Origin of the sequence: Neptuniibacter marinus (assembly GCF_965223595.1) — a bacterium.
GTDB lineage: Bacteria > Pseudomonadota > Gammaproteobacteria > Pseudomonadales > Balneatricaceae > Neptuniibacter > Neptuniibacter marinus.
This window is the reverse complement of the sequence record NZ_OZ245004.1, coordinates 1,497,950-1,524,735: the sequence shown is the minus strand read 5'-3', so window position 1 is coordinate 1,524,735 and position 26,786 is coordinate 1,497,950. Positions and strand designations below refer to the sequence as shown.

22 protein-coding genes are annotated in these 26,786 nt (G+C 41.0%); 9 read left to right on the top strand and 13 right to left on the bottom strand.

All coding sequences use genetic code 11. The features are described from left to right. Window positions 1-2 precede the first annotated feature (2 nt). From ACOQOE_RS07025 to hrpA, 4 genes are all read right to left on the bottom strand, one after another. On the bottom strand, window positions 3-1,172 hold the full coding sequence (locus ACOQOE_RS07025; RefSeq protein ID WP_067864286.1) for a PP2C family protein-serine/threonine phosphatase: 1,170 nt from the start codon (window positions 1,170-1,172) through the stop codon (window positions 3-5). A gap of 145 nt (window positions 1,173-1,317) precedes the next feature. Next, window positions 1,318-2,019 (bottom strand): VacJ family lipoprotein, encoded by a 702-nt coding sequence (locus ACOQOE_RS07020; protein ID WP_420555314.1) that lies wholly within the window; start codon window positions 2,017-2,019, stop codon window positions 1,318-1,320. A 177-nt stretch (window positions 2,020-2,196) separates the two neighbouring features. Then, the gene (locus ACOQOE_RS07015) at window positions 2,197-3,252 is read right to left on the bottom strand and encodes a porin (RefSeq protein ID WP_420555313.1); all 1,056 of its coding nucleotides are present in this window, start codon (window positions 3,250-3,252) and stop codon (window positions 2,197-2,199) included. A gap of 371 nt (window positions 3,253-3,623) precedes the next feature. Continuing rightward, on the bottom strand, window positions 3,624-7,649 hold the full coding sequence (gene hrpA, locus ACOQOE_RS07010; protein WP_420555312.1) for an ATP-dependent RNA helicase HrpA: 4,026 nt from the start codon (window positions 7,647-7,649) through the stop codon (window positions 3,624-3,626). Window positions 7,650-7,841: 192 nt separating this feature from the next. Here hrpA and hpaR point away from each other — a divergent pair, with 192 nt between their 5' ends. Both hpaR and ACOQOE_RS07000 read left to right on the top strand, forming a co-directional pair. After that, window positions 7,842-8,264: a homoprotocatechuate degradation operon regulator HpaR gene (gene hpaR, locus ACOQOE_RS07005; RefSeq protein ID WP_067864276.1), complete on the top strand. Its 423-nt coding sequence runs from the start codon at window positions 7,842-7,844 to the stop codon at window positions 8,262-8,264. Window positions 8,265-8,351: 87 nt separating this feature from the next. Continuing rightward, window positions 8,352-9,068: a pseudouridine synthase gene (locus tag ACOQOE_RS07000; RefSeq protein WP_420555311.1), complete on the top strand. Its 717-nt coding sequence runs from the start codon at window positions 8,352-8,354 to the stop codon at window positions 9,066-9,068. A 24-nt stretch (window positions 9,069-9,092) separates the two neighbouring features. Here the strand turns inward: ACOQOE_RS07000 and ACOQOE_RS06995 are convergent, their stop codons facing one another. From ACOQOE_RS06995 to ACOQOE_RS06970, 6 genes are all read right to left on the bottom strand, one after another. Further along, window positions 9,093-10,301, bottom strand: coding sequence for a multidrug effflux MFS transporter (locus tag ACOQOE_RS06995; RefSeq protein WP_067864273.1), 1,209 nt, complete (start codon window positions 10,299-10,301; stop codon window positions 9,093-9,095). A gap of 193 nt (window positions 10,302-10,494) precedes the next feature. Beyond that, window positions 10,495-12,180: an AMP-binding protein gene (locus ACOQOE_RS06990; RefSeq protein ID WP_420555310.1), complete on the bottom strand. Its 1,686-nt coding sequence runs from the start codon at window positions 12,178-12,180 to the stop codon at window positions 10,495-10,497. 30 nt (window positions 12,181-12,210) lie between these two features. Further along, window positions 12,211-12,978, bottom strand: coding sequence for a class II glutamine amidotransferase (locus tag ACOQOE_RS06985; RefSeq protein WP_420555309.1), 768 nt, complete (start codon window positions 12,976-12,978; stop codon window positions 12,211-12,213). Between the two features lie 37 nt (window positions 12,979-13,015). Further along, window positions 13,016-13,381: a bactofilin family protein gene (locus ACOQOE_RS06980; protein ID WP_067864535.1), complete on the bottom strand. Its 366-nt coding sequence runs from the start codon at window positions 13,379-13,381 to the stop codon at window positions 13,016-13,018. A 29-nt stretch (window positions 13,382-13,410) separates the two neighbouring features. Beyond that, on the bottom strand, window positions 13,411-14,364 hold the full coding sequence (locus tag ACOQOE_RS06975; RefSeq protein WP_067864267.1) for a M23 family metallopeptidase: 954 nt from the start codon (window positions 14,362-14,364) through the stop codon (window positions 13,411-13,413). Window positions 14,365-14,531: 167 nt separating this feature from the next. Then, window positions 14,532-15,320 carry a TIGR00266 family protein gene (locus ACOQOE_RS06970; protein WP_067864264.1) on the bottom strand — a complete coding sequence of 263 codons (789 nt, stop codon included), beginning with the start codon at window positions 15,318-15,320 and terminating at the stop codon, window positions 14,532-14,534. A 475-nt stretch (window positions 15,321-15,795) separates the two neighbouring features. Here ACOQOE_RS06970 and bktB point away from each other — a divergent pair, with 475 nt between their 5' ends. Further along, complete coding sequence (gene bktB / locus ACOQOE_RS06965) at window positions 15,796-16,980, top strand: beta-ketothiolase BktB (protein WP_420555308.1); 1,185 nt, start codon at window positions 15,796-15,798, stop codon at window positions 16,978-16,980. Window positions 16,981-17,072: 92 nt separating this feature from the next. On the opposite strand, the gene ppnN is transcribed toward bktB, so the two are convergent. Next, window positions 17,073-18,464, bottom strand: coding sequence for a nucleotide 5'-monophosphate nucleosidase PpnN (gene ppnN / locus ACOQOE_RS06960; protein ID WP_420555307.1), 1,392 nt, complete (start codon window positions 18,462-18,464; stop codon window positions 17,073-17,075). Window positions 18,465-18,693: 229 nt separating this feature from the next. Then, complete coding sequence (gene cobB, locus ACOQOE_RS06955; protein WP_420555306.1) at window positions 18,694-19,404, bottom strand: Sir2 family NAD+-dependent deacetylase; 711 nt, start codon at window positions 19,402-19,404, stop codon at window positions 18,694-18,696. A 290-nt stretch (window positions 19,405-19,694) separates the two neighbouring features. Between cobB and ACOQOE_RS06950 the strand changes: the two genes are divergently transcribed. From ACOQOE_RS06950 to ACOQOE_RS06940, 3 genes are all read left to right on the top strand, one after another. Next, entirely contained in the window at window positions 19,695-21,089 is a 1,395-nt protein-coding gene (locus ACOQOE_RS06950) for a PhoH family protein (RefSeq protein WP_420555305.1), read from the top strand. 168 nt (window positions 21,090-21,257) lie between these two features. Then, complete coding sequence (gene yidD / locus ACOQOE_RS06945) at window positions 21,258-21,548, top strand: membrane protein insertion efficiency factor YidD (RefSeq protein WP_420555304.1); 291 nt, start codon at window positions 21,258-21,260, stop codon at window positions 21,546-21,548. A gap of 144 nt (window positions 21,549-21,692) precedes the next feature. Beyond that, complete coding sequence (locus tag ACOQOE_RS06940) at window positions 21,693-23,891, top strand: hypothetical protein (protein WP_420555303.1); 2,199 nt, start codon at window positions 21,693-21,695, stop codon at window positions 23,889-23,891. An 85-nt stretch (window positions 23,892-23,976) separates the two neighbouring features. On the opposite strand, the gene ACOQOE_RS06935 is transcribed toward ACOQOE_RS06940, so the two are convergent. Beyond that, a complete protein-coding gene (locus ACOQOE_RS06935; protein ID WP_067864242.1) occupies window positions 23,977-24,783 on the bottom strand; it encodes a mechanosensitive ion channel family protein in 807 nt (268 codons plus the stop codon). A 252-nt stretch (window positions 24,784-25,035) separates the two neighbouring features. Between ACOQOE_RS06935 and ACOQOE_RS06930 the strand changes: the two genes are divergently transcribed. The 3 genes from ACOQOE_RS06930 (at window position 25,036) to ACOQOE_RS06920 (ending at window position 26,730) form a co-directional block, all read left to right on the top strand. Continuing rightward, window positions 25,036-25,605 carry a TIGR04211 family SH3 domain-containing protein gene (locus ACOQOE_RS06930; RefSeq protein WP_420555302.1) on the top strand — a complete coding sequence of 190 codons (570 nt, stop codon included), beginning with the start codon at window positions 25,036-25,038 and terminating at the stop codon, window positions 25,603-25,605. 533 nt (window positions 25,606-26,138) lie between these two features. Further along, entirely contained in the window at window positions 26,139-26,381 is a 243-nt protein-coding gene (locus tag ACOQOE_RS06925; protein WP_067864239.1) for a GrxA family glutaredoxin, read from the top strand. Window positions 26,382-26,580: 199 nt separating this feature from the next. Then, window positions 26,581-26,730 (top strand): hypothetical protein, encoded by a 150-nt coding sequence (locus tag ACOQOE_RS06920; RefSeq protein WP_156473660.1) that lies wholly within the window; start codon window positions 26,581-26,583, stop codon window positions 26,728-26,730. Window positions 26,731-26,786: the final 56 nt, after the last annotated feature.

The following is a 26,786-nucleotide window of genomic DNA, read 5'->3' as shown; positions in this document are numbered from 1 at the left end:
ATTTACTGCCTGCAAACTGTCATTATTGCAATATCATCAGGTGCGTCATTTATAATATCGGGAAGCAATGCTTCCTTAATTACATCTGGACCAGCGCCATTCACCGCAATTACAGCATCAATAAGTCTCTGCTCTTTAGCACTCATATTCCCTTCAGGTAACATCTCTAAAATACCATCCGAGAACAATGTAATTTCGAACTCATCTAACAACTGTAATTTTCGTTCATCAAATAAAGGTTCAGGGAAAAGCCCTACCGGCATTCCCCGCCCTTCTAGGAAGCGTGTACCGACTGCATCAGTCAAAATAGGCATAGGATGATGCCCACCTATAGCATAGGTCAAACTGGAGTCTTTGTTATCAAAAAGCCCCACAAAAATACTCAAATGTTTTCCTAACTCGGTCTCTAGTAACTCTGAATTAATACGATATAAGGTATTCACCGGCGATAGAATATCAAAGCTTGAAGAACGGTTATAATTTCTAACCAATCGGTTAGTCATATTTTTTAACAGCACAGTAACTAAGGCTGATGAAGCACCATGCCCTGATACATCAGCTAGATAAAACATCGTTTTATCAGCGTCAATGGGGACCACATCAACAAAATCGCCACTTAAATACAGCGAAGGAATTAATAAGTAACGAGCCAACAACCCTCCAACATTCAGCTCCTTATCTGGCAGCATATTCTGTTGTATTTGCAACGCTGCTTGCTGATCAATTTGAAGTTCACTGAGGCTCTTTTCTAACTCGTTTCGATAATGAAGCTTCTTCTCAATTAAGTCAGCAAGAAGTAAAAGCTTAGCAATAGAATCAGAAAAATCCGCACTCTTTTCAGCTATCTCGCTTTGAATAAAAACATCATTAGCCCCTTTTCGTAGTGCCAATAAAACCTGGTCACACTTAGCTTCCGGCATCAATACAAGTATAGGTTTAGGGGCATGGAATTCAGCTAGGGAGGCAATATCATCAACAGTGAAGGTTTCACTTAAACCCGCAATTACTAACGAGAAGTCATGCTCATTGAGTAACTCTTTAGCATAATCACAATTATAAGCAGTTGAAACTTTTACCGGACGAAGTGCTATATGACTACAGGCATCAATGATCGAGTCAATGGCTTCCGCAACATGATCAACTAGTAAGATAGTTTGGTAAGTGTCTCTCATAACCTAGCCTTATTAAATAGGCGAAGATCTATGAGACAACAGAGTAGATACTGCTGCCTTAACATACAATGAAAATTTATAAGTAACATTGCGTAAAAATTCAAAAACCCCAGCCTAAAATGTAAAGCTGAGGTTATGATTAACACTAGAAATTACTTTCATCATAATTTTCGCCATCGCCATCTACGATGGAGAAGGCTCGCTTCTGAAGATAGGCATCACGAACAAAGGTATATTTATCACCAGAGATCAGTTTTTCGGCTTCAAGTAACTGCGCACGATCATCAATAATCCGTGTAACATATAAAGCATTACGAGCACCGTTATCATCTAACTGACGAACAGGATCAACAAGATAATCAGGCACCCTGCCAATACCATCACGCACAGTTGTTGGGCCAAAGAAAGGCAATACCAAATAAGGGCCGCTTTCTACGCCCCAGTAGCCGAAGGTCTGTCCAAAGTCTTCATCATGCTTTTCAATACCCATTGGGGTAGCAACATCAATTAGACCCGCCAAACCAAAAGTAGAATTAAATGCGATACGAGCAAAATCTTGTGTCGCATTGCTGAACTTACCTTGCAGCAAGTTATTCAACAACGTTCCAACATCCGCTAAGTTTCCGAAAAAGTTACTAACACCCGTTTCAGCAATATCAGGCATAATTGCTTTGTAACCTTGAGAAACTGGCTTTAGTGCATAAGTATCCAAGCCGTCATTAAAGCTAAACATAGTCCGGTTAAAACCTTCCCATGGATCAACCTCAACGTCTGCAGCAACAGAAGGCTGACTTAACATTATTGATACAGCACCAGCAACCAACAAACTACGTAATTTGGCTTTCATCCAGTTTCCCTTAAATTTGCTCACCATATTGAATCCCTATTTTAGCTGAGTTAAGTAGATATGAAAAACAGGAAAAGCGCTTATTTTCAATAAACAGCACAAAAGTAGTGATTATTTATAACGAAAAAAGGCTTCCCGAAGGAAGCCTTTTCTAAATTTCCGTAAGGAAATGTCGACTTAGAAGTCTAGACGGTAACCAGCAACAGTACGATCACCATGGTAATCATCGCTGTCGTTATTTACGTGTTCAAGGTAGACAATACCGTTACCCATTTTCTGAGAAACACCTAGGCCCCACTGCTCAAGATCAGAAGAAGTGTTGTCTTCTTCATAATCAGCGTAACGACCGTATACAGCAGTAGCACCCATAGTGTAACGTGCAGCTAGTTCCCAAACGTTTTCATCAATCTGATTAGCGCCATTAAAGTCTGTTTCAGACTCTTCATACTTAGCCATCAGCTCAAGAGCATCCATCGTGTATTTAGCAGATAGGCCCCAAACGTCTTTTTCAAAATCTGTAGCATTAATGTCAGGAAGAGAAAGGTCACTTAAAGAAACGCCAGCTACTTTAGTAACAGTGTAACGATCAGATTCAACACTACCGTATGATGCCGATACGGTTAGGTTATCAACACCAGCGTAAGTTGCTGCTAAGTTGTAACCATCTACAGTGTCATCTGTAGCGCCATCATTGTCATCGCTATCACCCAATAACACAAGAGCACCAATAAAGGTTAGGCCGTTCATGTTTGGAGAGATATAAGCAACAGTATTTTGCTGACGTTTATGGAATTCATTACCTAGATTGAAACGCTCACCATAGTTCGTAGAACCAGGGTGGAATACGTTTGTAGGTGCTTCAATTAGCAAGTAGTGAGGGTGGTACATTTTACCGATCTGAGCTGTACCCCAATCGCCTTTAGCACCAATCAACATTAAACGGTTACCAAGAGATTGGCCCTGGTCTACATCATCAGTACCATAAACCTGCGCTTCCCACTGGAAGAACCCTTTAGTACCGTTAAGACCTAGATCTACATCGCCCTTAATACCCATGCGGCTTGAAGTATCAATTACGTCAAGATCGCCATCAGTTTTAGAACCGGCAACACCTGTATTGGAGTCTTGAGCAACACCCATACGGAAAGAACCGTATAGCGTAGCATCAGCCTGTGCGATCATTGGTGCAGTCATAGCGCCAGCTACAGCTAGTGCAATCAGTGACTTTTTCATCAACATTTCCCCTTCAATATATTCAACATACTAGTAGTGAACTTTTAATTTTTTCTTATCGCAGCGCGCTCTAGGCGCACTTACTCTATGAAAATACTACAAAAGAAAAACTTTTCAAACTAATGAATAAGCTTTTCTTATAATTTTTTAGTCGGCGAGACTACTAATAACTTTAATTCTCGCTTTATTCACCGTCTCTGCCTGTGGTAATAGAGCTAATAAACTCTCTTATAACAACAGGTTAAGCGGATGATTATAAATAAATTTCGCGCATTACATCATACCCATCGAGCATGTGCAACCTTTGACTACATAATACATCTAAATACAGACCCGACAAAAGTACTACTTCCTTGATCCCTTGACCTATATCAAGGGATAACTTTACCCCACTGCTGTTTTAGACGCTTTTCAGAAACAGTCTTTTGTGTACCCAACTGCTGAGCAAAGAGTGAAACTCGGTACTCTTCAATCAACCAACGATACTCTTCTAAATTAGGATCATAGATGCCTTGCTCTACATTTCGCTGAAAGCGTGTCTTATATTGGCCATAAAACTTTTCTAGCTGATCACTTAGTAAACTCTCTTGCCTTAAATTACGTCTAAATTTCTCTAGACGTATTTCTATTGCTTTCAAATATCTGGGATAATGCATCAAGACTTCATGGGGCTGCGTTTTTATAAACTGAGTCCCTAACAGTTCAGCCAGTTGTTTTTTAATATCATTCAGCACAGGCACTTCATTTAATTGTACTTTACCTTTCAACTGCTTTTGGATTTGGTGGTAACTATCAAATAATTGGCTAATAACGATTAGTAAACTCTCGCAAGCTGGCACAAGCTCAGCTTTACATCTACTTAGCCGCTCCTCAAATTGTTCCGAATTGCGAATTAAATCATCATCCAATTTAAGCAACTGTCTAACTGAGTGCCAAATAATATCTTCCGCAAACGTTTGCTTATTTAAAAGCCCTGAACTGCGTAGGATAACTTTAGTGAGTTTTTCATTACTTAACGCTTTACGAGCAAAACGGACTTGCTCTCGCATATTGAGCACAGCCAGCCGCACTATGCCATCAACACTTAGATTGTTCGCTTCAGCTTGGTGAGGCTTTAAACATAAGGTAACACTCTCTCCCTTATCAACAAGCGCTGGGTAAGCTTCAATTTCGACGCCCGCATACTTATTCACTTTACAACTAGGTTCAAGTACTCCAAAGTCCCAATCTGTTAATCCCTCTCGGCCCCAGCTGCTCTCCTCACTTCTATCTGTACGTTCAGTTAATCGCTGACTGATTTGCGAGGCATACTTACTATTTAATTGCTCCCAGTCTCTGGACTCATCTAGCAGATGCCCATTTTCGTCAACTAAACGTAAATTCATATGCAGGTGATCTTCTAATACAGTCTCACGTAGCTCTCGCGGCTGTATTCGAACACCCGTCATCCTAAGTAGATGATGAGCAAAAATCTCATAAAGATCTCCTACACCAAACTCCACTGCTTGCATAAAAGCATCAACATAGTTTGGAACCGGAACAAAATGCTTTCGCTGCTGCTTAGGCAAGCCTCTAAGAATTGCGGTACATTTTTCCACCAGCATCCCTGGAACCAGCCATTCAATTGTTTTCAAAGGGAGAGAGGTTAATAAAGGCAGAGGGACTTGCAAAGTCACACCATCATCATTGGCTCCCGGTGAAAAATGATAAAAGAGCTTCAGCCGCGCACCCTCTAGATTTAAATGATCGGGATAAATACTTTCAGAAACATGATCAGCAGAACGTTGAAGGATATCCTCCTCCTGCATGACTAAACACTCAGGATTATCTTGTTCAACACGCTTACGCCACTTTTCGAAACCCGCGCCATTAACTATATGGTCACCTGATAAGCTTTTAAGACGCAAACGATAGAATTCGTAAAGTTGTTCCTCATCGACGAGCAGATCCTTCCTACGAGACTTAGCTTCTAATTTCTCAATCCCCTTAAGTAAGGCTCGATTCTTTTGCACAAACCGAGCTGAACTACTTAACTCACCTTCAACCAACGCTTGACGGATAAAGATCTCATGAGAAATTTCAGCATCAATTTTCCCGTAGCTCACTTTTCTTTTAGGCACAATGATCATGCCATAAAGCGTCACCTGCTCCGTAGCGACCACCTCAGCTCTTTTTTTCTCCCAATGAGGCTCACTGTAATTTTTCTTAATCAGACTAGGGGCTAATTTCTCAGCCCACACAGGATCGACTTTAGCGATACAGCGGGCATAAAGCTGGCTTGTTTCAACCATCTCTGCAGCCATAACCCATTTAGGGGCTTTTTTATAAACAACAGAACCAGGAAAAAGAAAAAATCGTCGATTGCGCGCACCTAAATATTCTTTATTTTCTTGTTTAAAGCCCATATGACTTAATAGGCCCGCCAATAACGAGCGGTGTATAGATTCGTAAGATGCAGCTTTCACACGCTCAACAAAACGTTGTTCTTTTGCCTGTAATTCTTTACAAATAATATGTAACTGACGGTGAGTATCACGCCATTCACGCATACGCATGTAGGAAAGAAAGTTCTTGTTACAGTATTTTCGTAACTGATTTTGGGTTAACTCTTGCCGTTGCGTCTCATATAACTCCCAAAGGTTAACAAACGTCATAAAGTCAGATTCATCATGGGCATATAGCTTGTGCTTTTCATCGCTAGCTTGACGTTTATCTTGCGGCCTTTCCCTTGGATCCTGTATCCCCAATGCACTTACTATCACTAACATCTCACGGAGACAGTTATTACGCGCCGATTCGATCACCATCCGCCCCAAACGTGGATCAATAGGGAGTTTAGCCAACTGCCAACCAATGGTTGTTATCTGACGTTTTGAGTTCACGGCTCCCAGCTCCTGCAACAACTTAAAACCATCATTAATAAAACGATTATCAGGCGGATCAACAAATGGGAACTCAGCAATATCACCTAACTTAAGCGACAACATTTGTAGAATCACGGCCGCTAAGTTTGTGCGTCGAATCTCTGCATCGGTAAATTCAGGGCGACTAACAAAGTCTTCTTCCGAATAAAGACGAATACAGATACCATCAGATACTCGACCACAACGACCCGCTCTTTGGTTTGCACTGGCTTGAGAAACGGCTTCAATAGGGAGGCGTTGCACTTTTGAGCGATAGCTATAACGACTAATACGCGCCAGTCCGGTATCAATAACATATTTTATGCCTGGCACTGTTAGGGATGTTTCCGCTACATTAGTTGATAAAACCACACAGGTTCCCCTCGCCCCCTTCCCTTGCTGGAACACCCTATTTTGTTCCGCAAGTGACAGACGAGCGTAGAGCGGCAATATATCCACATGTTTAAGCTCAGCCTTACGCAAAAGATCAGCGGTTTCTCTTATATCTCTTTCGCCAGGCAGGAAGATCAAAATATCGCCTTGTGGCCCCTTCCCCTGTTTTCTCTCCATATGTAAGAGTTCTTCAACAGCTGCCAAAATCCCCTGCTGCATATCCACTGTCTTTTCATCATCTGCAGAATAATCATGCAAAGGGCGATAAAGCATCTCAACGGGATAAGTTCGACCTGAAACTTCAATAATAGGTGCATTATTAAAGTGTTTTGAGAACCGTTCAAGGTCAATTGTTGCGGAGGTAATAATCAACTTAAGATCAGGACGTCTAGGCAATATACGTTTGATATACCCTAAAAGGAAATCAATATTTAGGCTTCGCTCATGAGCTTCATCAATTATCAGTACTTCATATTTCTCAAGAAAACGGTCATGCTTAGTTTCCGCAAGCAATATACCGTCCGTCATCAGCTTCACTTGAGTCGAGTCGTTCACCTGCTCATGAAAACGAACCTGATAGCCAACTCTCTCACCCAGCGTCGTATTCAGCTCTTCAGCTATTCGAGTCGCAACCGTTCTAGCAGCAAGCCGACGCGGCTGCGTATGACCAATCAGCCCTTTACAACCTAAACCTAATTCAAGACATATTTTAGGGAGTTGAGTGGTTTTTCCAGAACCGGTTTCACCAGCAAGAACAATCACTTGGTTATTTAAAATCGCTTCAGCTATCTCTTCTCTACGGGCACTAATAGGCAGATCAGAGTATTGAATATCTTGGTTTAAGCCTTTTTTCAATTCAACCTGTCGACAAGACACATCTATTGCATCAGACAAAGCAAGTAAGGCTTCCTGATTCGCCCCCTCGCGTCGAGTTCGATCTAATCGTCGCTTTAAACGGTAACGATCAGCAATACGGCAATCAGGTAAGCGAGCAGATAACAGCTCAATAGAGAGGGTCAAAACACGTACATCCAAAGCATAAATTAAAGTAAGGTATTCTACCTTATGAGGGTAACAGCACCAACTGATACAGCACGGCATAACCGCTATAACCACCTAATACAAGCAATCACATCTTGGTTTACGGCCTATTTCTATCTTTAAATACTCAAAAGTGCTAAGTAAACGCCAAAGAAAATCCTCCCAATAAACTAAGTATTATGGCTAATTTTCTTGAACATTTTCTATTAAGCCGCAAAAATACAATCCAATTATGATTAAAGAGAATAATTCATGCGTAAATTTGAAGACTCATTACCACTTCAACTCCTTAAAGCGCGTGAAGCCAGTATGCTTTTTTTCCGCCCATTGCTAAATGAGTACTCCTTGACAGAACAGCAATGGCGCGTATTACGCGCACTTCATGAATACAAAGAGATGGAATCAAAAGAACTAGCAACAAGCTGCTGCCTTTTAAGTCCCAGCCTTACAGGTATTCTCACACGCCTCCAGCAACAAGGTTATATAACCCGAAGAAAGTCAACCGAAGACCAGCGTATAACGCTTATTAGTTTAACAAGTAAAGCCAATGAATTAATTCAACATTTAAGCCCTGAGATTGAAGCTAGGTATAAAGCTTTTACTAACCGCCTAGGTGAAAAGAAGCTTGAACAATTAATGGATATCATCAAAGAACTTTCTAAAATCGAGCCATAGCGCTTAGCTTCTAGCTATAAAAGCACCAATGCAACTCTTTTGAAAATGCACGCCCCCCTATTAACTATTGATCAAAAAAAATTACAAATGGAATCAAAAAAGGCGCGATTAGATCGATTTATCTCAATCAAAACAGGCATTAACCGCCGTGATGTTAAGCAGCTGCTTGCGCAAAAGAGAGTATTTATAAATGGCCAACCAGCCACAACAGCCACAACAGCCAATCAAGTTATCGATCAATTCACGCAAATTGAGTGTGATGGAAAGAGCCTTCAGAACAATAAACCAATTTACATAATGATGAACAAGCCTGTAGGAGTTATCAGCGCTACCAAAGATGATCAACACAAAACAGTTCTAGACCTATTGCAACCCCTGTACCCCAATGTCCATATTGCAGGCAGACTAGATCTAAATTCGTCGGGCTTACTACTACTAACCAATCATGGCGAATGGTCACGCAATCTAACATCACCTAATAAAAAAGTTAACAAAGTCTATAAAGTGACATTAGAAAAACCTTTAACTAAAGAGTACGCCGAGGTTTTTGCTAAAGGTATGTTTTTTCCTTACGAGAATATAACAACCTTACCTGCCCAGCTTGAAATCATCTCTGAGCATGTCGCTGAAGTCACTTTAAAGGAAGGCCGCTATCATCAAATCAAGCGGATGTTTGGGCGATTTAGAAATCCTGTATTGAAATTACATAGAGTATCAATAGGTGCACTAGCACTCGACGAGAGCTTAAAGCCTGGAGAGAGTCGAGAGCTAACCGTGCAAGAAGTACAATCCTTAAATCATTAGCCCCAGCACATCTCTTCAATACTCTTAAATGGCTCGCCTACTGGCCCAATAAGTAAATAACAACGACAATCCAGGCAGTAAGATAAAACCAACGATAATTGGCACCAAGGTTCCATTAAAAGCTTGACCAACAACCACACCAGCAACAACGGCTATTAATGTAGAAACCCCGCCAATCACGCCCGAAGCTAAACCCGCAATATGTCCAAAAGGCTCCATAGATAAAGCATTAAGATTACCAAACAACAAACCGATTCCCATTAAGACCACCAGAAAATACCCCATTACGAACCATAAGGGTGGTACAGGGCTTAACCAATATGTACTTATAAGCACAGCAATTGAAATAATCAATGTGGCAACTTGAGTTCCCATAACTAGCTGCCTCAATCCAAAGCGCATAACTAATTTAGAATTAATAAAACTAGCCACACCAATTCCTGTGGCCAAAACAGCAAAATAAAGAGGGAATTTAGCCCCTAAATGATATAAATCCTGCAAAATCTGCTGAATAGAACTTAAAAAGCCAAGGAACGCACCAAAACCAAGTCCAGAAGCTATAACATACGCCATCGCCACCCGATTAGTGACTACTTCACAACAACCACTCACTATACTTTTAACCGAAAATTGACTTCGTTGATCTAAAGGCAAGCTTTCAGGTAAACGGAGCGCAAACCAAATTAAAATAAAAACAGCTGCAAAAAAAAGAAAAGCAAACATCATTCGCCAATTAGATACCAATAATATACCTTGCCCTATAATCGGAGCGATAACCGGTACAAGAATAAAAACAGTCATAATCAATGACATCACACGGGCCATCTCAGAGCCATGACTTTTATCTCGAACAATAGCAATAGTTACAATGCGAGGGCCCGCAGCGCCTAAGCCTTGTAACAATCGGCCTACCAACATCATGCTCATATTGACAGCAAAAAGAGAGATAAGCGTGCCTAAAATAAAAATTGCAAAACCCAGATAAATTGATGGTTTTCGTCCAATCACATCAGCTAACGGGCCGTAGATAAGGTGCCCTATCGCCACCCCAATAAAAATCGTGCTGACTATCAATTGTGTATCATTATCTCTCTGAACACCTAGATCCTGACCTATTTGAAATAAAGCAGGCAGCATCAAATCAATGGACATAGCCACAAAGCAGGTTACAAACGCCATTAATGCAACAAATTCAGTAAAACCTATCTCTGCTCTGGTCTGCGATATTTTCATTCAACCAATACTCTCAAGCCCATGCTTAAACATAAGAAAATAATTAACATGTAAACAATTTATTGATAACGATTTTAGCATAACCCAAGCTGATTAAATTCAGTTTACTCACAACACTTGAGATTTACGTGTTCGCTACAATGTGATTTTTTTTAAAGAAAAAGAAGATGGAAACTGTACTGCCACAGTGTAACTACAAATATTTGCGGAGTTTTTGCATCCCTGCCAACTCCTCATCTAGTAACGCCCGTCGTATAACTTTGCCAACATTTGACTTAGGCAGATGGGTTCTAAACTCCACCAAACGTGGAACTTTATAAGAAGTTAACCTTTCTCGACAATAATCACGTACTTGTTTAACAGTGAGGCGTCTATTTTGAGTCACGATAAATAGCTTTATCACTTCCCCAAATTGCTCATCAGGGAGGCCTATAACCGCACATTCCACTACATCTACGTGACTAGAGATAATATTTTCCAATTCATTTGGGTAAACAGGAAAGCCGGAAATGTGAATAATATCTTTTTTACGATCGACTATCTGGAGCGACTTATCTTCCATAATACGCGCCATATCCCCCGTAGCTAACCAGCCAGCCTCATCAGGGATATTCGAACCATCTCGCCAATAACCTGACATAACCTGAGGGCCTCGAACATAAAGCTCACCGATCTCTCCTGCACACAACTCCTCCCCCTGCTCACCAACAATTCTCACCTCAGTCAGCGGTAGTGGTTGACCAACAGAACCAAACTGAGCACCTTGTACATAACTAACGGCGATTACGGGAGAGGCTTCAGTTAAGCCATAACCTTGATAGATTGGACAGCCCGTTAAGGATTCCCACTCATCGCTCACAGAACGAGTAAGTGCCATACCTCCAGATAAGGTCAACTTCAACCGAGTCATATCTAACTGTCCAAACATAGGGTGTCTGCACAGAGATATAAATAAGGTATTAAGGCCAGAAAAAATGGTGAAATCCCAGCGCCCAAGCTCATTCACAAAACCACTGGTATCTCTAGGGTTCGTAATTAGAACGACTTGAGCACCCATAAAAGGCATAACAAGACAGTTCAACGTAAAACCATAGATGTGATACACCGGCAACGGTGCAATGGCTACCTCTTCGCCTATCCTTAAACTTTCCGGAAGACGGCTTTTAAGCTGAAGTACATTCGCAATCAAGTTACGATGACTTAAGGCGACACCTTTAGGCTCTCCGGTTGTTCCCACTGTATATTGTATAGCAGCAAGGTCATCTGGCTTTTGCTCAACTGCCTCCAAAGTACTCCGTGCTCCTTTAGCCAAAGCATCCCTAAACAATATAGCTTTAGGTACTTTGTATTTAGGAACGATTTTACGAACATATTTTGCAATAAAGTTAAGTAGTACTCGTCGACTAAATGGATGCAAGTCTGCCAACTCAGTTACCAGCACCGTTTTAACTAATGTATTTGGGACAACCTCTTCAATCATATGGGCGTTATTGGCGAGAATAACAACCGCCTTAACACCTGCATGGTTAAATTGCTTAATGGTTTCTGACGCAGTGTATAAGGGGTTCGTATTAACAATCACCAAGCCGGCGCGTAAAGCCGCTAAAATACAGACTGGATATTGTAAAATATTGGGTAGTTGGATCGCGATACGATCGCCTGGTTTTAGCTCAGTGTGATTTTGTAAGTAGGAGGCTAGATGTTGTGCGGCCTCATCAAGCTCGGCATAGGTCAGCGTTGACCCCATATTTGAAAAAGCAGATTTATAGGCAAAGTCTTTACAAGCTCGATCCCAAAGCACTGTCAGATTAGGATAGCTCCTAATCTCCTGCTCAATTTCTTGCTCAATACTCAGCAGAGAATCTTGCTTTTCGACCACCTAAAACCTCCTCGAAAAGTGAAGTGATTACTACTGTACTAATCCCTTAACAAAAGTCACTAATTCGCCAGGCTCCAGAGCGACCCACTCTTCATTCGCCGTTAATGGAACTGTTGCTATCACAGTAACAATATCGCCAGGTTTTGTTTCTTGCACAAAATCTACTGTCACATCACAATCAGTTAAGCTGGCTTCACCAAAAGGCGCCTTACGCGTAATCCAAGACAGTTTGCTACCGCAGAATGCAAACAGGTGTGTTGACTCGGTTAATAACATATTAAAAACCCCCAACTCACGCAATCTCTCGCAACAAGTATGAATAAACGCAGAAACCTCATTAAAATCATAAGGCTGTTTGGGAAAGCGCTTTCTTAGTTCACCAAGAAGCCAGCAAAAAGCGTATTCGCTATCCGTCGTCCCTACAGGATGGTAGTAAGATAAAGGAAGCGAAAAAAGCGATTTATCAAGCTGACCATTATGAGCAAACGTCCAAGTAAACCCCCAAAGTTCGCGTTGAAAGGGGTGGGTATTCTCTAAACAAATATTCCCCACATTCGCTTGACGAATATGACTAATCACCACATGGCTTTTTATAGGGTGCTCTTTAATTAAGTTAGCTATTTTTGAATCCACGCTGGGATTAGGATCATGAAAGCAACGTACGCCTTTACCTTCATAAAAAGCGATACCCCACCCATCTTTATGCGGCCCAGTACCTCCTCCCCGCTGCATCAATCCAGCAAACGAAAAGCAGATATCTGTAGGAACATTGGCGCTCATACCTAATAATTCACACATATAAAGCTATTCCAGCAAACCTATATTAAAGAACAACTCAGGAATCCGGTTTGTTATCTAAAACCACTTTATCAGGCAAGGAATCAATCGCATCCATACCCGTTTCTATTTTTTTACTGTCATCAGTTAACGCAGTTACTTCTTTAAGGCGGCGTTCTCCTAAAAAACATCCCTGCGGATGAATCGACATCTGCTTACTTTCAACCGTCGCACGCACCTGACCACTTGAATCTATATGAAGGTCATCACAGATGACTTCACCTTCAAGTAATCCACAAACATCAACTGCACGTGCCTTAATTAAACCGCGCACATGACCTGTTTTACCAATTGAAATATTATCTAACGAGCTAACATTACCTTCAAAAATGCCATCAATATGCATTTTTCCAATAATGCTCATATCGCCGCAAAACTTATTCCCTTCAGCAATTATTGTAATAGCTGACTGTGTTGATTTAGCGGATACATTTCTTTTAAGGATGCCCATTTAACGCCCTTAACCTTTGTAAACAAAGAGTCAAAATTTGTTATATTCCAAGAGAGAAAGGGTTCAGGGTCTATAGCTGTAAACAAGTGCCTTATCTCATAATGTAAATGAGGCCCAGTTGTCATACCTGTATTGCCACTATTCCCTATCAGTTGTCCCTTACTGACAAACTCTCCACTTTTTACTTTAATTGCATCCAGATGCGCAAAGTACGTTTTAAAACCAAAATTGTGTTGCAATATTATCAGTTTACCAAAACCGCTACGTTTATTATAACCAGCATATTCTACAACTCCGTCAGCGGTTGCATAAATTGGCGTGCCCCGATTCGCTTTAAAATCGATCCCTTGGTGAACAACCCGTTTATTTCTAACCGGATGCATACGCGGCCCAAACTTATCCGATATACGAATGGCCTGTATAGGCACACCGTTAGGAATACTATGCAAAAAGAATAACCGTTTATTAGCCTCTATCGTTAATTGCTCAGCTCTCAACGGGTCAATAGTCGTTTGATGCTCCACCCCTAGTAGATCCTCCAGCCCATAAAGCGAACTATCTAAAGTAGAGTTTAATTCACCTATACGAATGTTTTCTTCTTCTAGCTTATCTCTCTCATGCTTAAGAGAGCTTAACGATAAACTTAAATTCTTTAGTTCATCAATATATAACTGTTGGGAGCCCACCATAATTTCATAACTTTCACTTAGCTCTTGATGATCCTCTTCAAGATCGGCTAAGTTATCAGTTTTAACAACAAGCAAAGCATTAGAAACGAAAAAGCTGGCCGCAGACAATATAATAAAAATGAACAATAGGTATTTGGCCACTTGGCTAATCGTATATTGGCGTGACCCATAAACGGTTGTCAGCGTTATAACCAGCTTATTTCTCAAGTTAATACCTGTAACTATTCGTCTTTTTTACAAAGAACTAATCGACAATAATCAAAGCAAACAAATATACCGATTTTCATACTATTGTCATAGTATTATAGGGGATTAATCCGCTTCCCCTATTTCAATAATCACTAAACAAGCCAACTCCAAGGAATGGAAAGCGCTTATTTACCATCCAGCATTCGACCTAAACCACCTAAAACGGACCCCTCTCCTTTATCAGAACCACCCGATGATGGTGCAGATGCAATCAAGCGATCAGCCAACCGTGAGAAGGGTAAACTTTGCACCCAAACAGACCCAGTACCTCTGAGTGTAGCCAACCACAGACCCTCACCACCAAAGATCATAGATTTAAGCCCTTTCACCATCTCGATGTCATATTCAATTCCATCGGTAAAACCAACTAAACACCCCGTATCAACACGCAACACCCCGTTATTCAGTTCCTTTCTAACGACAGTGCCCCCGGCTTGGACAAACGCCATGCCATCCCCTTCGAGCTTTTGTAAAACAAACCCTTCACCACCAAAAAAGCCCGCACCAATTTTTTTCGAGAAAGCAATTTCAACCTTAGTTCCTAAGGCCGCACAGAGAAATGCATCTTTCTGGCAGGTGATTTGATCACCGTAATCCGCTAAATTAAGCGCAACAATACTACCTGGATAAGGTGCTGCAAAAGCCACTCGACGTTTACCCAAGCCTTCATTACCGAAATGAGTCATAAATACAGACTCACCCATAACCATACGTTTACCCGCTGAGAATAATTTCCCCATCAACCCTTGATCCGGTTCAGAGCCATCACCCATCTTCGTTTCGAACGTGATGTCCTCCTCCATATAATTCATCATACCCGCCTCGGCAATCACCTTTTCACCGGGATCTAGCTCCACTTCAACAACCTGAAGCGCTTCACCTATAATTTCATAATCAACTTCATGACAACGCATTTCTCGCTCCTTTCCAGGTATTCTTTTATAAATATAGTGGGCCTTGTAAATTTGATCTAAATAAAAAAACAACGCCGTTACAATCGATGGACAGTAAACCAATATTCCCACTTAAAGGGCAAGACCCATTTAACTTTTACCCTCTTCACTATTTATCCATAGGCTAAAAGTCAAAAGAGTTATCGGTCTTTTTTCTACACCTATTTCCTAACGGAACCTTAGCAACAAAAAAATATCATTCGAGCACTCCTCCAAAAGCATTTCACTAAAAACAAAAAATCGCGCTTAGGTCTTAGACATCAGTCTAAAAAAGACTCAAATGTAAAACCAATGTCTTATGCCAAGGCTTGCTTTTGTATATCTACCCACCAGATTGCGGTGCTATGGTGAAGATAGAAAGTTTCTTGGTAGCGGTAATCTAATAATGAAGCAAGCGACTTTCTCTCCTCAACTAAAATAAATAAGGCATATAAAAATGACCCAAAGAGAGATCGTGGTACTGAGTGGTGTGCGTACAGCTATTGGTAGTTACGGCGGAAGCTTAAAAGATATCCCACCCTGCCAAATGGCCGCAGAATGTGTTGCAGAAGCCGTCAAGCGTGCCGGCATAGCGCCCGAAGATATTGGCCACAGCGTGTTTGGTAATGTGGTGCATACTGAACGTAGAGACATGTATTTAGGCCGCGTAGCGGCTGTGAATGGAGGGCTTCCACACGAAACCCCTTCACTCACGTTAAACCGTTTATGTGGCAGTGGCTTACAAGCAATTATTACGGCAGCTCAACAGATAGAATTAGGCGTTTGTGATGCTGCGGTAGCTGGCGGTTCAGAATCAATGAGTAGAGCTCAATATTGGATGCCCTCTGCACGCTTTGGTCTTCGTATGGGTGATGGGCAAATACTTGATGCTATGGTTGGTGCACTTACCTGCCCATTTGACGATAATCACATGGGAATTACAGCTGAAAATGTTGCTGAAAAATGGGGAATCAGCCGTGAAGATCAAGATGATTTAGCGGTACTTAGTCACAATAGAGCTGAAGCTGCGATAAAAGCAGGCACCTTTAAAGAGCAAATCCTACCGATCAATATCAAAGTTAAGCGCGAAATGGTGCCTTTCGATACTGATGAGCACACACGCCATGGCTGCACTTTAGCTGATATGCAGAAGCTTCGTCCTGCCTTCAAAAAAGAGGGGTCAGTCACGGCAGGCAATGCCTCTGGCCTGAATGATGCTGCCGCCGCCGTTACGCTTATGGCGGCTGACGTTGCTAAAGCAAAAGGGTTAAAGCCTATGGCTAAACTGGTCGGCTATGCTTTTGCTGGTGTCGAACCTAAATATATGGGCATAGGCCCAATCCCTGCGGTTAGAAAGCTACTCGCAGATGCTAATCTAGATGTTTCGGATATTGATGTTTGGGAAGTCAACGAAGCCTTCGCCGCGCAAGCACTCGCCGTATGTCGAGATTTAGATTTACCAACAGATAAAGTCAATATCAATGGATCCGGTATCTCTTTGGGCCACCCTATAGGCGCCACAGGTGCAATTATTACCGTAAAAGCACTCTATGAGCTGCAGCGTTCAGGTGGCCGTTATGCTGTAGCCACTATGTGTATTGGTGGCGGCCAAGGGATTGCTGCTTTATTTGAAAGAGCTTAATGATCAACGAATTAACTAGTTATTTGTACATACTAAAAGCCGGATAAATATCCGGCTTTTTTATATCTAAAATATATATCCCACCCCGACTCTCAAACCGCAACGGCTTCAGGTTCTGGGCGTAAGCGGTAACAGGGTTGATACTCTTGATAGTTGATTTTCATTCGTCGTTGAGCAACAAATGATTCTAGTAATTGATCCAAAGGAGCCATAATCGCTTCCTCACCACATATTTCAAACGGTCCATTTTCCTCAATAGCACGAATCCCCGGCTCTTTAACATTACCTGCAACAACACCAGACAGGGCCCGACGTAAGTTAGCTGCCAATTCAAAGTCTGGCTGATCTTTCATCAGCTTTAATCCCGCCATATTTTCATGGGTTGGCTCAAATGGCTGCTGAAAACTTTCTGGAATATATAACTGCCAGTTATAGTGGAACGACTCACTGGTTGCTTTTCTATAACGAGTCACTTGCTCCAAGCCTTCTCTCATGACCTCTGCAACATCATGGGGATCATCAATAATAATTTGATAGCGTTTACTTGCCTCATCACCTAAGGTCGCTTTAATAAAAGCATCCACTGTAGCAAAATAATCTTCACTACCTTCCGGCCCCGTTAGTACTAATGGGAAAGGCAAATTATGGTTTTTTTCATGTAATAAAATACCTAAAATATAGAGAATCTCTTCTGCCGTTCCTGCACCACCGGGAAATACAACAATCCCATGCCCTAAACGTACAAATGCCTCTAATCGTTTCTCAATATCAGGCATAATAATAAGTTCATTAACTATAGGGTTAGGACTTTCCGCAGCAATAATACCCGGCTCAGAAATCCCCACATAACGACCATTTTTTATACGCTGTTTAGCATGAGAGATTGTCGCACCTTTCATCGGCCCCTTCATCGCTCCAGGGCCGCAACCTGTACAAATATTCAACCCTCGCAAGCCCATCTCATAACCAACTTTTTTTGTGTATTCATATTCAGGGCGCTCTATTGAATGACCTCCCCAACACACAACTAAATCAGGCTGTATATGGGGGCGTATAGCATCCGCATGGCGAAGAATATGAAAGACTCTATTCGTAATGGTGTCTGAATCGCTTATCCCTGGGCAGCATTCATCTACTTCAGAACCTACGTACAGCAGGTCTCTTAATACAGCGAACAGATGCTCTCTGATACCTGTAATGATTTCACCATTCACAAACGCAGCCGCTGGGGCATTCAGTAATTCAAGCTGAACACTGCGATGTTTTTGGCTAATTTTTATATCAAAGCTACTAAATTTATCTAACACCATTTTGGTGCTATCAAGTGCACTACCACTATTTAAAACGGCTAAACAGCACTGGCGAAATAAACGATAAAGCCCGCCTTGACTCACATCTTGAAGTTTAGCTATCTCATAGGGAGATAACGTATCCAGACTCTCTAATGGAGTAATACTGGTGGTTACGTACTTTTCTGCCATCATAATGACCATCTCCTGAATCGAGAAATATCTATATCAACTCGATTTACATCAAAAACATATGGATCTATCTTAGTTTTAAATTTTGCTTGTTACAGTGATATGAAAATACATAGCAATATTTAAAACCTAAGTCTTATTAAGGTTCTTAACTCAAAAATAAAAGAACCCGTTTAACTATAGAACAGAAAACAGAAACCCACAAAAAGCCATTATAAATCAAAAACCTAGTTTAAATCTGGCAAAGGATTTCATTAACAAATTCAGGCACTATTTCACTTGCGAGGCCATAAATCTTATGATCAAAAACCGTTCCCACTCTAGATGGTTCAAGATTAAGTTCAACCGTTAATGCACCTGCAGCATTAGCAATCTCAACAAAACCGGCAGCAGGATAAACATGCCCAGAAGTGCCAATAGAGATAAATAGATCACACTCCTCCAACGCATTGTAGATCTGCGGCATATGCATAGGCAGCTCACCAAACCAGACAATATCTGGCCGTAAATTTCCGGATGAACCACAACACTGGCACAAATCTTCAGGCTGTGATTCTTGATCGACTGGATAAATCACACCTGTCTCTTTGCAGCGTAAATTTAATAACTCACCATGCATATGTAGGAGGTTTTTACTTCCTGCCCGTTCATGCAAGTTATCAATATTCTGCGTAACGACTAAAATCCTGCCCAAAAATTTCTCTTCTAACTCAGCTAACGCATAATGACCTAAGTTAGGTTTTATCTTAGGTGACAATAGCTGATTACGGCGTTCATTATAAAAACGATGGACTAATCGAGGATTACGTTCAAACGCTTCAGGTGTCGCCACATCATCGACTTTATGATCTTCCCACAACCCATCAGAGGCACGAAAAGTCTGAATACCGGACTCCGCAGAAATACCCGCACCGGTCAATATCACTATAGATTCAATCGCCATATTTATTTCCTTGTAACAATTTGCCTCTTGTCATACTACAGTAACCTATGTATTACTAGACTATGTGGAGTTGGTTACTCATAACAAGTATCTGATAAACCTCATCGACAAGATGAAAGTAACCAATCAATCAGCCTACAACTGAGAAACACTAGTGGATCAAACGGACTATAACGTTTGCAGCATAACAAGAAGAATTGTGGCACCTAATCCTAGGCTTCGCCGCATTCGCCCTGACGTGAATCAACCTCTGGTTTACATTACCCCCTCGGCTATAGAAGGAACCGGCCATGACCGCCTCTAAACTCTATATTCTCGACACCAACGTTTTACTTCATGACCCTAAATGCCTTTATGAATTCAAGGAACAAGACATCACTATTCCGATGACTGTTTTAGAAGAGTTAGACGATATAAAGGATAGAAAGAAAAATGTTTCTCAAGAAGCCAGAGCCGCAATACGTGCTATAGATGACATCATCACCCACGCTAAAGATGCGGCTCAAATCACCAAAGGCGTTAATATTATTACCCCGCTATCTAGCGCCAACAGTGATTATAATTTAGGCCAATTGAGCATTTTTCCTGATCATGAACTTACCGCACGACAAGGCTTCCTACCGCAGAACTCCAACAAAGATAACCAGATCATTAACTGCGCGTTGCACTTACAAGCAACAAACCCTCACCGTGAAACTATTCTGGTCACAAAAGATATCAATATGCGCCTCAAGGCATTGGGCGCGGGTCTAAAAAAGGTTGAAGATTATAGAACCGATCAACTCGTTTCAGATATTGATCTTTTACCGGCAGGCCACTACAACATTGAGGGTAATTTCTGGGAGCAAGTTGAAGATGTCACTAGCTATCAAGAAGACACCCACACGTACCATCAAATAAGCCAAGAGGTGTTACCCAACACCTACCCTTGCGAATACCTTTACGATGATACAGAAGAGTTTGCCGCACGCGTCGCCTCGGTTCGTGATGGCCAAGTTACACTTCGCGATTTAGGCGTAGACAGGCTAATGCAGCAAAACTGTTGGGGAATTGAGCCCATCAATATTTTCCAAGCCTTTGCCATGAACGCAGTCTTAGATCCTGATTTAGATCTGGTTATTCTTAACGGTGCTGCAGGCTCAGGTAAAACATTAATGGCCCTCGCTTGTGCCCTTGAAATGGTTATCGAACAACGCCGTTATAATAAGATTATTGTGACGCGATCAACACCACCTGTGGCTGAAGATATAGGTTTCCTCCCAGGGACAGAAGAAGAAAAAATGACCCCTTGGTTAAGTGCAATTCAAGACAACCTTGAAGCGATGCATGAGAACGATGAACGCCCTCAAAGCAGTGTAAAATATGCTATAGAGAAGGCAAACATCCAATTTAAATCACTCAACTTCATTCGTGGACGAAGTATTCAGGACGCAATTGTTCTTCTGGATGAAGCCCAGAACTTAACCCCTTCACAACTTAAAACGATAGTAACCCGTTGCGGTAAAGGCTCGAAAATTATCTGCTTAGGTAATTTAGCGCAGATCGATTCCAACTATCTAACCCCACTAACCTCAGGTTTAACTTATTTAGTGGAACGCTTTAAAGATTATGAAGGCGCCGCCAACATCCATCTTGAAGGTATTTTCCGCTCACGTTTAGCTGAATATGCAGAAGAGCATTTATAGTTAACATAAACCAAAGGTGTGAAAAATAGACACCTAGTACCTAGCCTCACAACCCTAAGTTGATTAAATTAGGGTTGTGAGCTAAACAGCACAACCATTACATTAACAAAATCTTATATATTGCATTTTACGCTATATTGAATAGCTCAATTCAACTAGAATGATGGGATGAGCACTTTTTTAAAAAATATCCTAAGCAAATTATTAATTGGCTTAGTCAACATTTATCGCTACTTGATCAGTCCCATGATTGGGCCCCGTTGCCGTTTTTATCCAACCTGCTCAAGCTATATGATTGAAGCCATTCAAGTGCATGGACCGATTAAAGGTACATGGCTTGGTATCAAACGCATTGGCCGCTGCCACCCCTATAATGACGGGGGCTATGATCCAGTTCCTGGTAGCTGTTGTGAACAACATAAACATACAGCAGATGATGGTAGTACAAAGCAGATCTAAAGATGTCCATTTATTTAAAGCTTAACCCTTACTTTTGGAGCTTTAGTGCAAGAGATCTATAATTTTTAATTTCTGCCTCTTTAGCCCACAAGGTATAGGGTTTAATATAACGACACTTCACAGAGATAGATTGAGCTGGGTAATATGTTCACACCGCTATCCGTAATTCTTTATATCAGCTTATATGTAGGTCTGCTTTTTTCCATTGCTCAGGTAGTTGAAAAACGCATCCAAAATAAATCTAAACCCACATCAAGTAACCCTTGGGTCTACGCATTATCCTTAGCTGTTTACCACACATCTTGGACCTTTTATGGCAGTGTTGGGTTTGCAGCATCTTCCGGCTTACTATTTTTAGGTATCTATGGTGGGGCCCTGATAGGGATTATTTTCTGGTGGATTACACTTAAACGTATGATTCAAGTAAAAGAAACATTCAGAATCACCAGTATCGCTGACTTTATCTCTACCCGTTATAACCGTTCTCAAAAAATCGCCGCAACAGTTACCCTCATCGCCCTAATCGGTATTGTTCCTTATATAGCTCTACAACTTGAAGCAATCATTAGCTCATTTGAACTGATCACCAATAGTCCTAACAGCGGCCCGCAGCATGATTTAGCAGGCTGGATTGTCACACTCTTTATGATAGGTTTTACCATCATTTTTGGTGTTCGAAGGCTTGACCCAACAGAGCGACATCAAGGGATGATGGCTGCACTCGTTGCTGAATGCCTAGTGAAACTCATTGCATTTATAGCTGTAGGTATTTTTGCTACCTACTATTTATTCGATGGATTTGGCGATATTTTAAATCGTCTAAAAGAAGCAGACTTAGAGCATGTTGCCAGTTTTACAGCCACTAAAGATAGCGGGCTGATGTGGATCACTCTACTGATCTTAAGCTTCTCAGCAATACATAACTTACCTCGACAGTTCCATGTATCTGTTATCGAAAACGCCAATCATCGGCATATTAAAACAGCCATGTGGGTATTCCCACTTTATATGGTTTTGATCAATCTATTCGTTGTACCTATCGCCGCTGCTGGCTTACTAATGGGAATACCCTCAGAATCAGCTGACTTTTTTGTGCTACTTCTCCCTCAACAATCCGGTAGTAGTGGTCTCACACTATTAGCCTTTATTGGCGGTTTTTCAGCGGCAACAGGGATGATTATTATTACCACAATGACGCTTTCAACTATGGTGTCCAATCATCTAATTCTGCCTATATTGGAAAGAATCCCTACCCTACAGTTTATCCGAAGCTACTTATTACAACTGCGCTGGTTGGTTGTTTCCCTTATTTTAATGGGGAGCTTATTATTTGCTAACGAGTTCTCTGATGCTTATATATTAGTAGCCATTGGGCTTATCTCGTTTACTGCTGTTCTACAGTTTTCTCCGGCTTTATTTGGTGGCATTTTCTGGAAAAAGGGGAATAGCCTCGGTGCCCAATTGGGATTACTTTCTGGCTTTTGTATATGGTTTTATAGCCTATTGATTCCCACATTTATTAAGCAAGGATGGTTTTCAGAAGATCTATTAACCCATGGCCCTTGGCATATACAAGCACTGAGACCTGAAGCGCTTTTTGGACTTGAGGGTTTACACCCGATTACCCATGCGGTTTTTTGGTCGATGGTGTTCAACATTAGCTGCTATATTATCGGTTCTCTCATATTTAGCCCAAATAAAAACGAAAGAAACCTTAGAACTGAATTTATCAGCTCGATGACCACTAGGAAAAAACGTAAGGCTCGCCCTACAGGGTTAGACGCTTATATCCCTTTACAGCTTAAAATTGAAGAAGCAAAAAGCCTCTTATCAAATTATATTGATGAAGAGAAAGCGACCAATGAAGTACTTACCATCGCCGAAGATTTACAAGTCTCTAAAAAAGAAACTATCACCATTATAGAGCTCGTCGAGTTCCATCGTATGGTGGAGCATGTGCTCGCAGGCTCTCTAGGTGCAGCCAGCGCACATAATGCTATAGAGAACACTATCCGCTACAACCAGCGCGAAGAAGCTGACTTAAAGGCCTTATACAGCCATATATTCTCTGAGCTACAAACAACAGAGAAAGACAGCGACAGTGATAGCACTGTCAGCATGACAAGCTTTGGCTTGATCGAAGAGCTACAGACACAGCTCGATAAACTAGAAGACAAAACAGCACGTCAGCAAGAAACCATCGATCAACTCGAAGAAAAAATCGAAGCCCGTTATCAAGAGATAATGAAATACCGATTGGAATCACAAAAGATCAAACAGGAAAATTTATTGTTAAGCAAAGAACTTAAGTTATTAAAAGGTGATGAGGAAAAGAACCCATAACTTAAAATCGTTGTTGTTTTAGAATTTATGTAAAAAAAGAGCCTCATTTGAGGCTCTTTTCAATCATAAGAGAAACATTTAGAAGCTAAGCTTCTTCTTGTTTATGCATATGAACGTCCATTTGAGGGAAAGGGATACTAATACCTTCCTCATCAAAACGTAATTTAACCGCTTCAGTTGTTCCCCAAAGCACTGCCCAATAATCAGCAGAGTTGACCCAAGGACGTACAACAAAGTTAACACTGCTGTCAGCCAATTCTGATACAGCGATAACAGGTGCAGGGTCTTTGAGAATACGGTCATCTGCAGCAATGATCTCAGCTAATACTTCTTTTGCCTTACGAAGATCATCATCATAGCCAATACCAAATACCATATCGATACGACGTGTATCACGCGCAGAGAAGTTAGTGATTACGCCGCTATAAATAGCACCATTTGGAACGATAACTTCACGGTTATCACCTGTACGCATAATCGTGTTGAAGATCTGGATATGCTCTACAACAGCAGAAACACCCGCCGCTTCAACAAAATCACCTTCACGGAAAGGCTTGAAAATCACTAACATAACGCCAGCAGCGAAGTTCTTCAGAGAATCCTGAAGAGATAGGCCAATAGCTAAACCTGCAGCACCAACTAAAGCGATAAGCGATGTAGTATCAACACCTAAATGGCTTAATGCAGCAACAATTACAAAAAGTAGCATCACAACATTAGCTATAGATGTGATGAAGTTAATCAGCATATCGTCAAGCTTAGATTTGCGCAGGACGCGTTCTAACAGTTTTATCAGCTGCTTAACAACCCAGCGACCGATAAAAAAGATAGCCAGCGCAATAAGAATATCTACGATCCATGGGAAGACGTAGGCATCAAAGAAATTTTCCATTTAGTTCCCCTGAAGAGTTAATTACTATTTTTAAACGATTAAAAAATAAAGTGAACGAATTAAAACAATATGAATCTTAACAACAGCCAAACAGGCATACTGAGGCTGTCTCGCTTCTTGGTAATACGTACTTCTACCTCTCTGTTTTGTCAGTTATGGAAGTTTTTACGTCTTTACTTACAAAACAACCTGTTAAGCAGCCAGTTTAATCCGTACAATATGACAAATTCTAGTGTTCAAACAACTGTATCAATGAAAAAGTTAATTTTAGCCACAATTCTACTCTTTTCTACCTCCGTCCATGCTGAAAAAGGTCATATTGCTGATGATGCAATGATCTATGTTCATAACGGCCCGAGCAATCAATATCGTATTATCACACGCATCCCAAGCGGAAGTGCTGTTGATATACTAAAACGAGACCCAAAGACCAAGTATGTCCAGATACGTATGCCTAAAGGGCGCATAGGTTGGGTTGAACCAACCGCTGTAGACCCAGGCGATAGTATCTCGGTCCGATTACCGAAACTACAAAGCAGTCTTGAAGAAAGCCAAATCACTGTCGCTGAGCAAGCCGCTAAAATAGAGACACTGCAAAGTGAATCAGGTGGTATGCGCGAAAAGAACCAGCTTCTAACCAGTGAAGTAGCCGAATTAAATGCGACCATCAAAGAGCTTAATTTTAAAATTGAGTCTAGCGATGAAAGCAATCTAATGCGTTGGTTTACACATGGCGGTCTAGTAGCTTTAGGGGGTGTGATTCTAGGTTTGATTCTCCCATACTTCCCTAAACGAAGAAAACGGAAAGATGAGTGGTTTTAAGCTGTATATTTGAGTCATAAAAAAACCAGGTTTATTTGCCTGGTTTTTTTATATTTAACCCACAAAGGCATTGACATAAGTTAAAGATTAATGACGAAAACATTAATGCTCCAAAACTTAGCAATTTCCTTTTATATACATTAAAAAACAAGAATATACCTTTAAAATCAACAAGATAAACGACTGGTTATTTTTTAGCCAGATATGAGATAGAGCCATTTTATAGGGGCTTAAGTTGCTTTCCCAAGGGTTGTTTACAGGGTTATCCACAGACACTGGGGACAAAGTGGTTAAGCCCAATAACCATCCCTGATTGACCCCCTTATTGCACTGCACAAGGTTACTCACACTTATAAGTGTCCAGCAAAAGTTAGAGATTAGCGCACCAATATGGTTCTGCTTTTGCCCCAAAATTAATGACCAAATTATTTGATTTAGAAAAACAATCGAGAAGATTAATAGATCTAATTAGTCATCCCTATAAGAAGCTGTTTCAATACATTCAACTTAAATATTAGAAGGAAGATCCAGCAATGAAACGTATTACTATTTTTGGTCGTGAAGGTTGTGGTTTCTGCGTAAGAGCAAAAGAGCTATGTGAAATAAAAGGTCTGGACTATCGTTACATTGATATTCATAAAGAAAATATCAGCAAAGAAGACTTAGAAAAAACAGTAGGCAAACCTGTTGAAACTGTTCCTCAGGTATTTTGCGGCCAAGAGCATATTGGTGGTTTTACTGAGCTGGAAGCGTTTCTGACTCAAGCTGGCGTTTAAAAATAAAATATTACCCCAATATAGTAATAGAAGCCGTAAGCTGTTTTAAAAGCTTTTACGATGCTACAAAAAGAGATCTATCATTTAAGCTGAGACTTAATCATAGTTTTTTAGATCTTTCTTTTTGATAATAGTGATCTCGTTTAGGTTATACTGAAATTACGTTATAGCTGGTCCAATACCGGCTTAGGAGTAGGTTATGATGACATTTACCGTTCTTCTGGCTATTGCTGCTGGAATTATTATTCTGCAGCTTTGGGAAAATAGTAAAGCTAAAGTAAAACCGATTCGCATAGAAAGTCGTATGGATGAGTTAGAGCAACAAAGACGACACCATCGCGGCCGTTAAACGTTTGGTATTTCTTAAATAGATCTACATAAATTGCAGCTCAGATTGTATCAATC

Excerpts from the sequence above, each read along its gene's own strand:
- ACOQOE_RS07025 (WP_067864286.1), bottom strand. The coding sequence starts at position 1,172 with ATGAGAGACACTTACCAAACTATCTTACTAGTTGATCATGTTGCGGAA.
- ACOQOE_RS07020 (WP_420555314.1), bottom strand. The coding sequence starts at position 2,019 with ATGAAAGCCAAATTACGTAGTTTGTTGGTTGCTGGTGCTGTATCAATA.
- ACOQOE_RS07015 (WP_420555313.1), bottom strand. The coding sequence starts at position 3,252 with ATGAAAAAGTCACTGATTGCACTAGCTGTAGCTGGCGCTATGACTGCA.
- hrpA (WP_420555312.1), bottom strand. The coding sequence starts at position 7,649 with ATGCCGTGCTGTATCAGTTGGTGCTGTTACCCTCATAAGGTAGAATAC.
- hpaR (WP_067864276.1), top strand. The coding sequence starts at position 7,842 with ATGCGTAAATTTGAAGACTCATTACCACTTCAACTCCTTAAAGCGCGT.
- ACOQOE_RS07000 (WP_420555311.1), top strand. The coding sequence starts at position 8,352 with ATGGAATCAAAAAAGGCGCGATTAGATCGATTTATCTCAATCAAAACA.
- ACOQOE_RS06995 (WP_067864273.1), bottom strand. The coding sequence starts at position 10,301 with ATGAAAATATCGCAGACCAGAGCAGAGATAGGTTTTACTGAATTTGTT.
- ACOQOE_RS06985 (WP_420555309.1), bottom strand. The coding sequence starts at position 12,978 with ATGTGTGAATTATTAGGTATGAGCGCCAATGTTCCTACAGATATCTGC.
- ACOQOE_RS06980 (WP_067864535.1), bottom strand. The coding sequence starts at position 13,381 with ATGAGCATTATTGGAAAAATGCATATTGATGGCATTTTTGAAGGTAAT.
- ACOQOE_RS06970 (WP_067864264.1), bottom strand. The coding sequence starts at position 15,320 with ATGCGTTGTCATGAAGTTGATTATGAAATTATAGGTGAAGCGCTTCAG.
- bktB (WP_420555308.1), top strand. The coding sequence starts at position 15,796 with ATGACCCAAAGAGAGATCGTGGTACTGAGTGGTGTGCGTACAGCTATT.
- ppnN (WP_420555307.1), bottom strand. The coding sequence starts at position 18,464 with ATGATGGCAGAAAAGTACGTAACCACCAGTATTACTCCATTAGAGAGT.
- cobB (WP_420555306.1), bottom strand. The coding sequence starts at position 19,404 with ATGGCGATTGAATCTATAGTGATATTGACCGGTGCGGGTATTTCTGCG.
- ACOQOE_RS06950 (WP_420555305.1), top strand. The coding sequence starts at position 19,695 with ATGACCGCCTCTAAACTCTATATTCTCGACACCAACGTTTTACTTCAT.
- yidD (WP_420555304.1), top strand. The coding sequence starts at position 21,258 with ATGAGCACTTTTTTAAAAAATATCCTAAGCAAATTATTAATTGGCTTA.
- ACOQOE_RS06940 (WP_420555303.1), top strand. The coding sequence starts at position 21,693 with ATGTTCACACCGCTATCCGTAATTCTTTATATCAGCTTATATGTAGGT.
- ACOQOE_RS06935 (WP_067864242.1), bottom strand. The coding sequence starts at position 24,783 with ATGGAAAATTTCTTTGATGCCTACGTCTTCCCATGGATCGTAGATATT.
- ACOQOE_RS06930 (WP_420555302.1), top strand. The coding sequence starts at position 25,036 with ATGAAAAAGTTAATTTTAGCCACAATTCTACTCTTTTCTACCTCCGTC.
- ACOQOE_RS06925 (WP_067864239.1), top strand. The coding sequence starts at position 26,139 with ATGAAACGTATTACTATTTTTGGTCGTGAAGGTTGTGGTTTCTGCGTA.
- ACOQOE_RS06920 (WP_156473660.1), top strand. The coding sequence starts at position 26,581 with ATGATGACATTTACCGTTCTTCTGGCTATTGCTGCTGGAATTATTATT.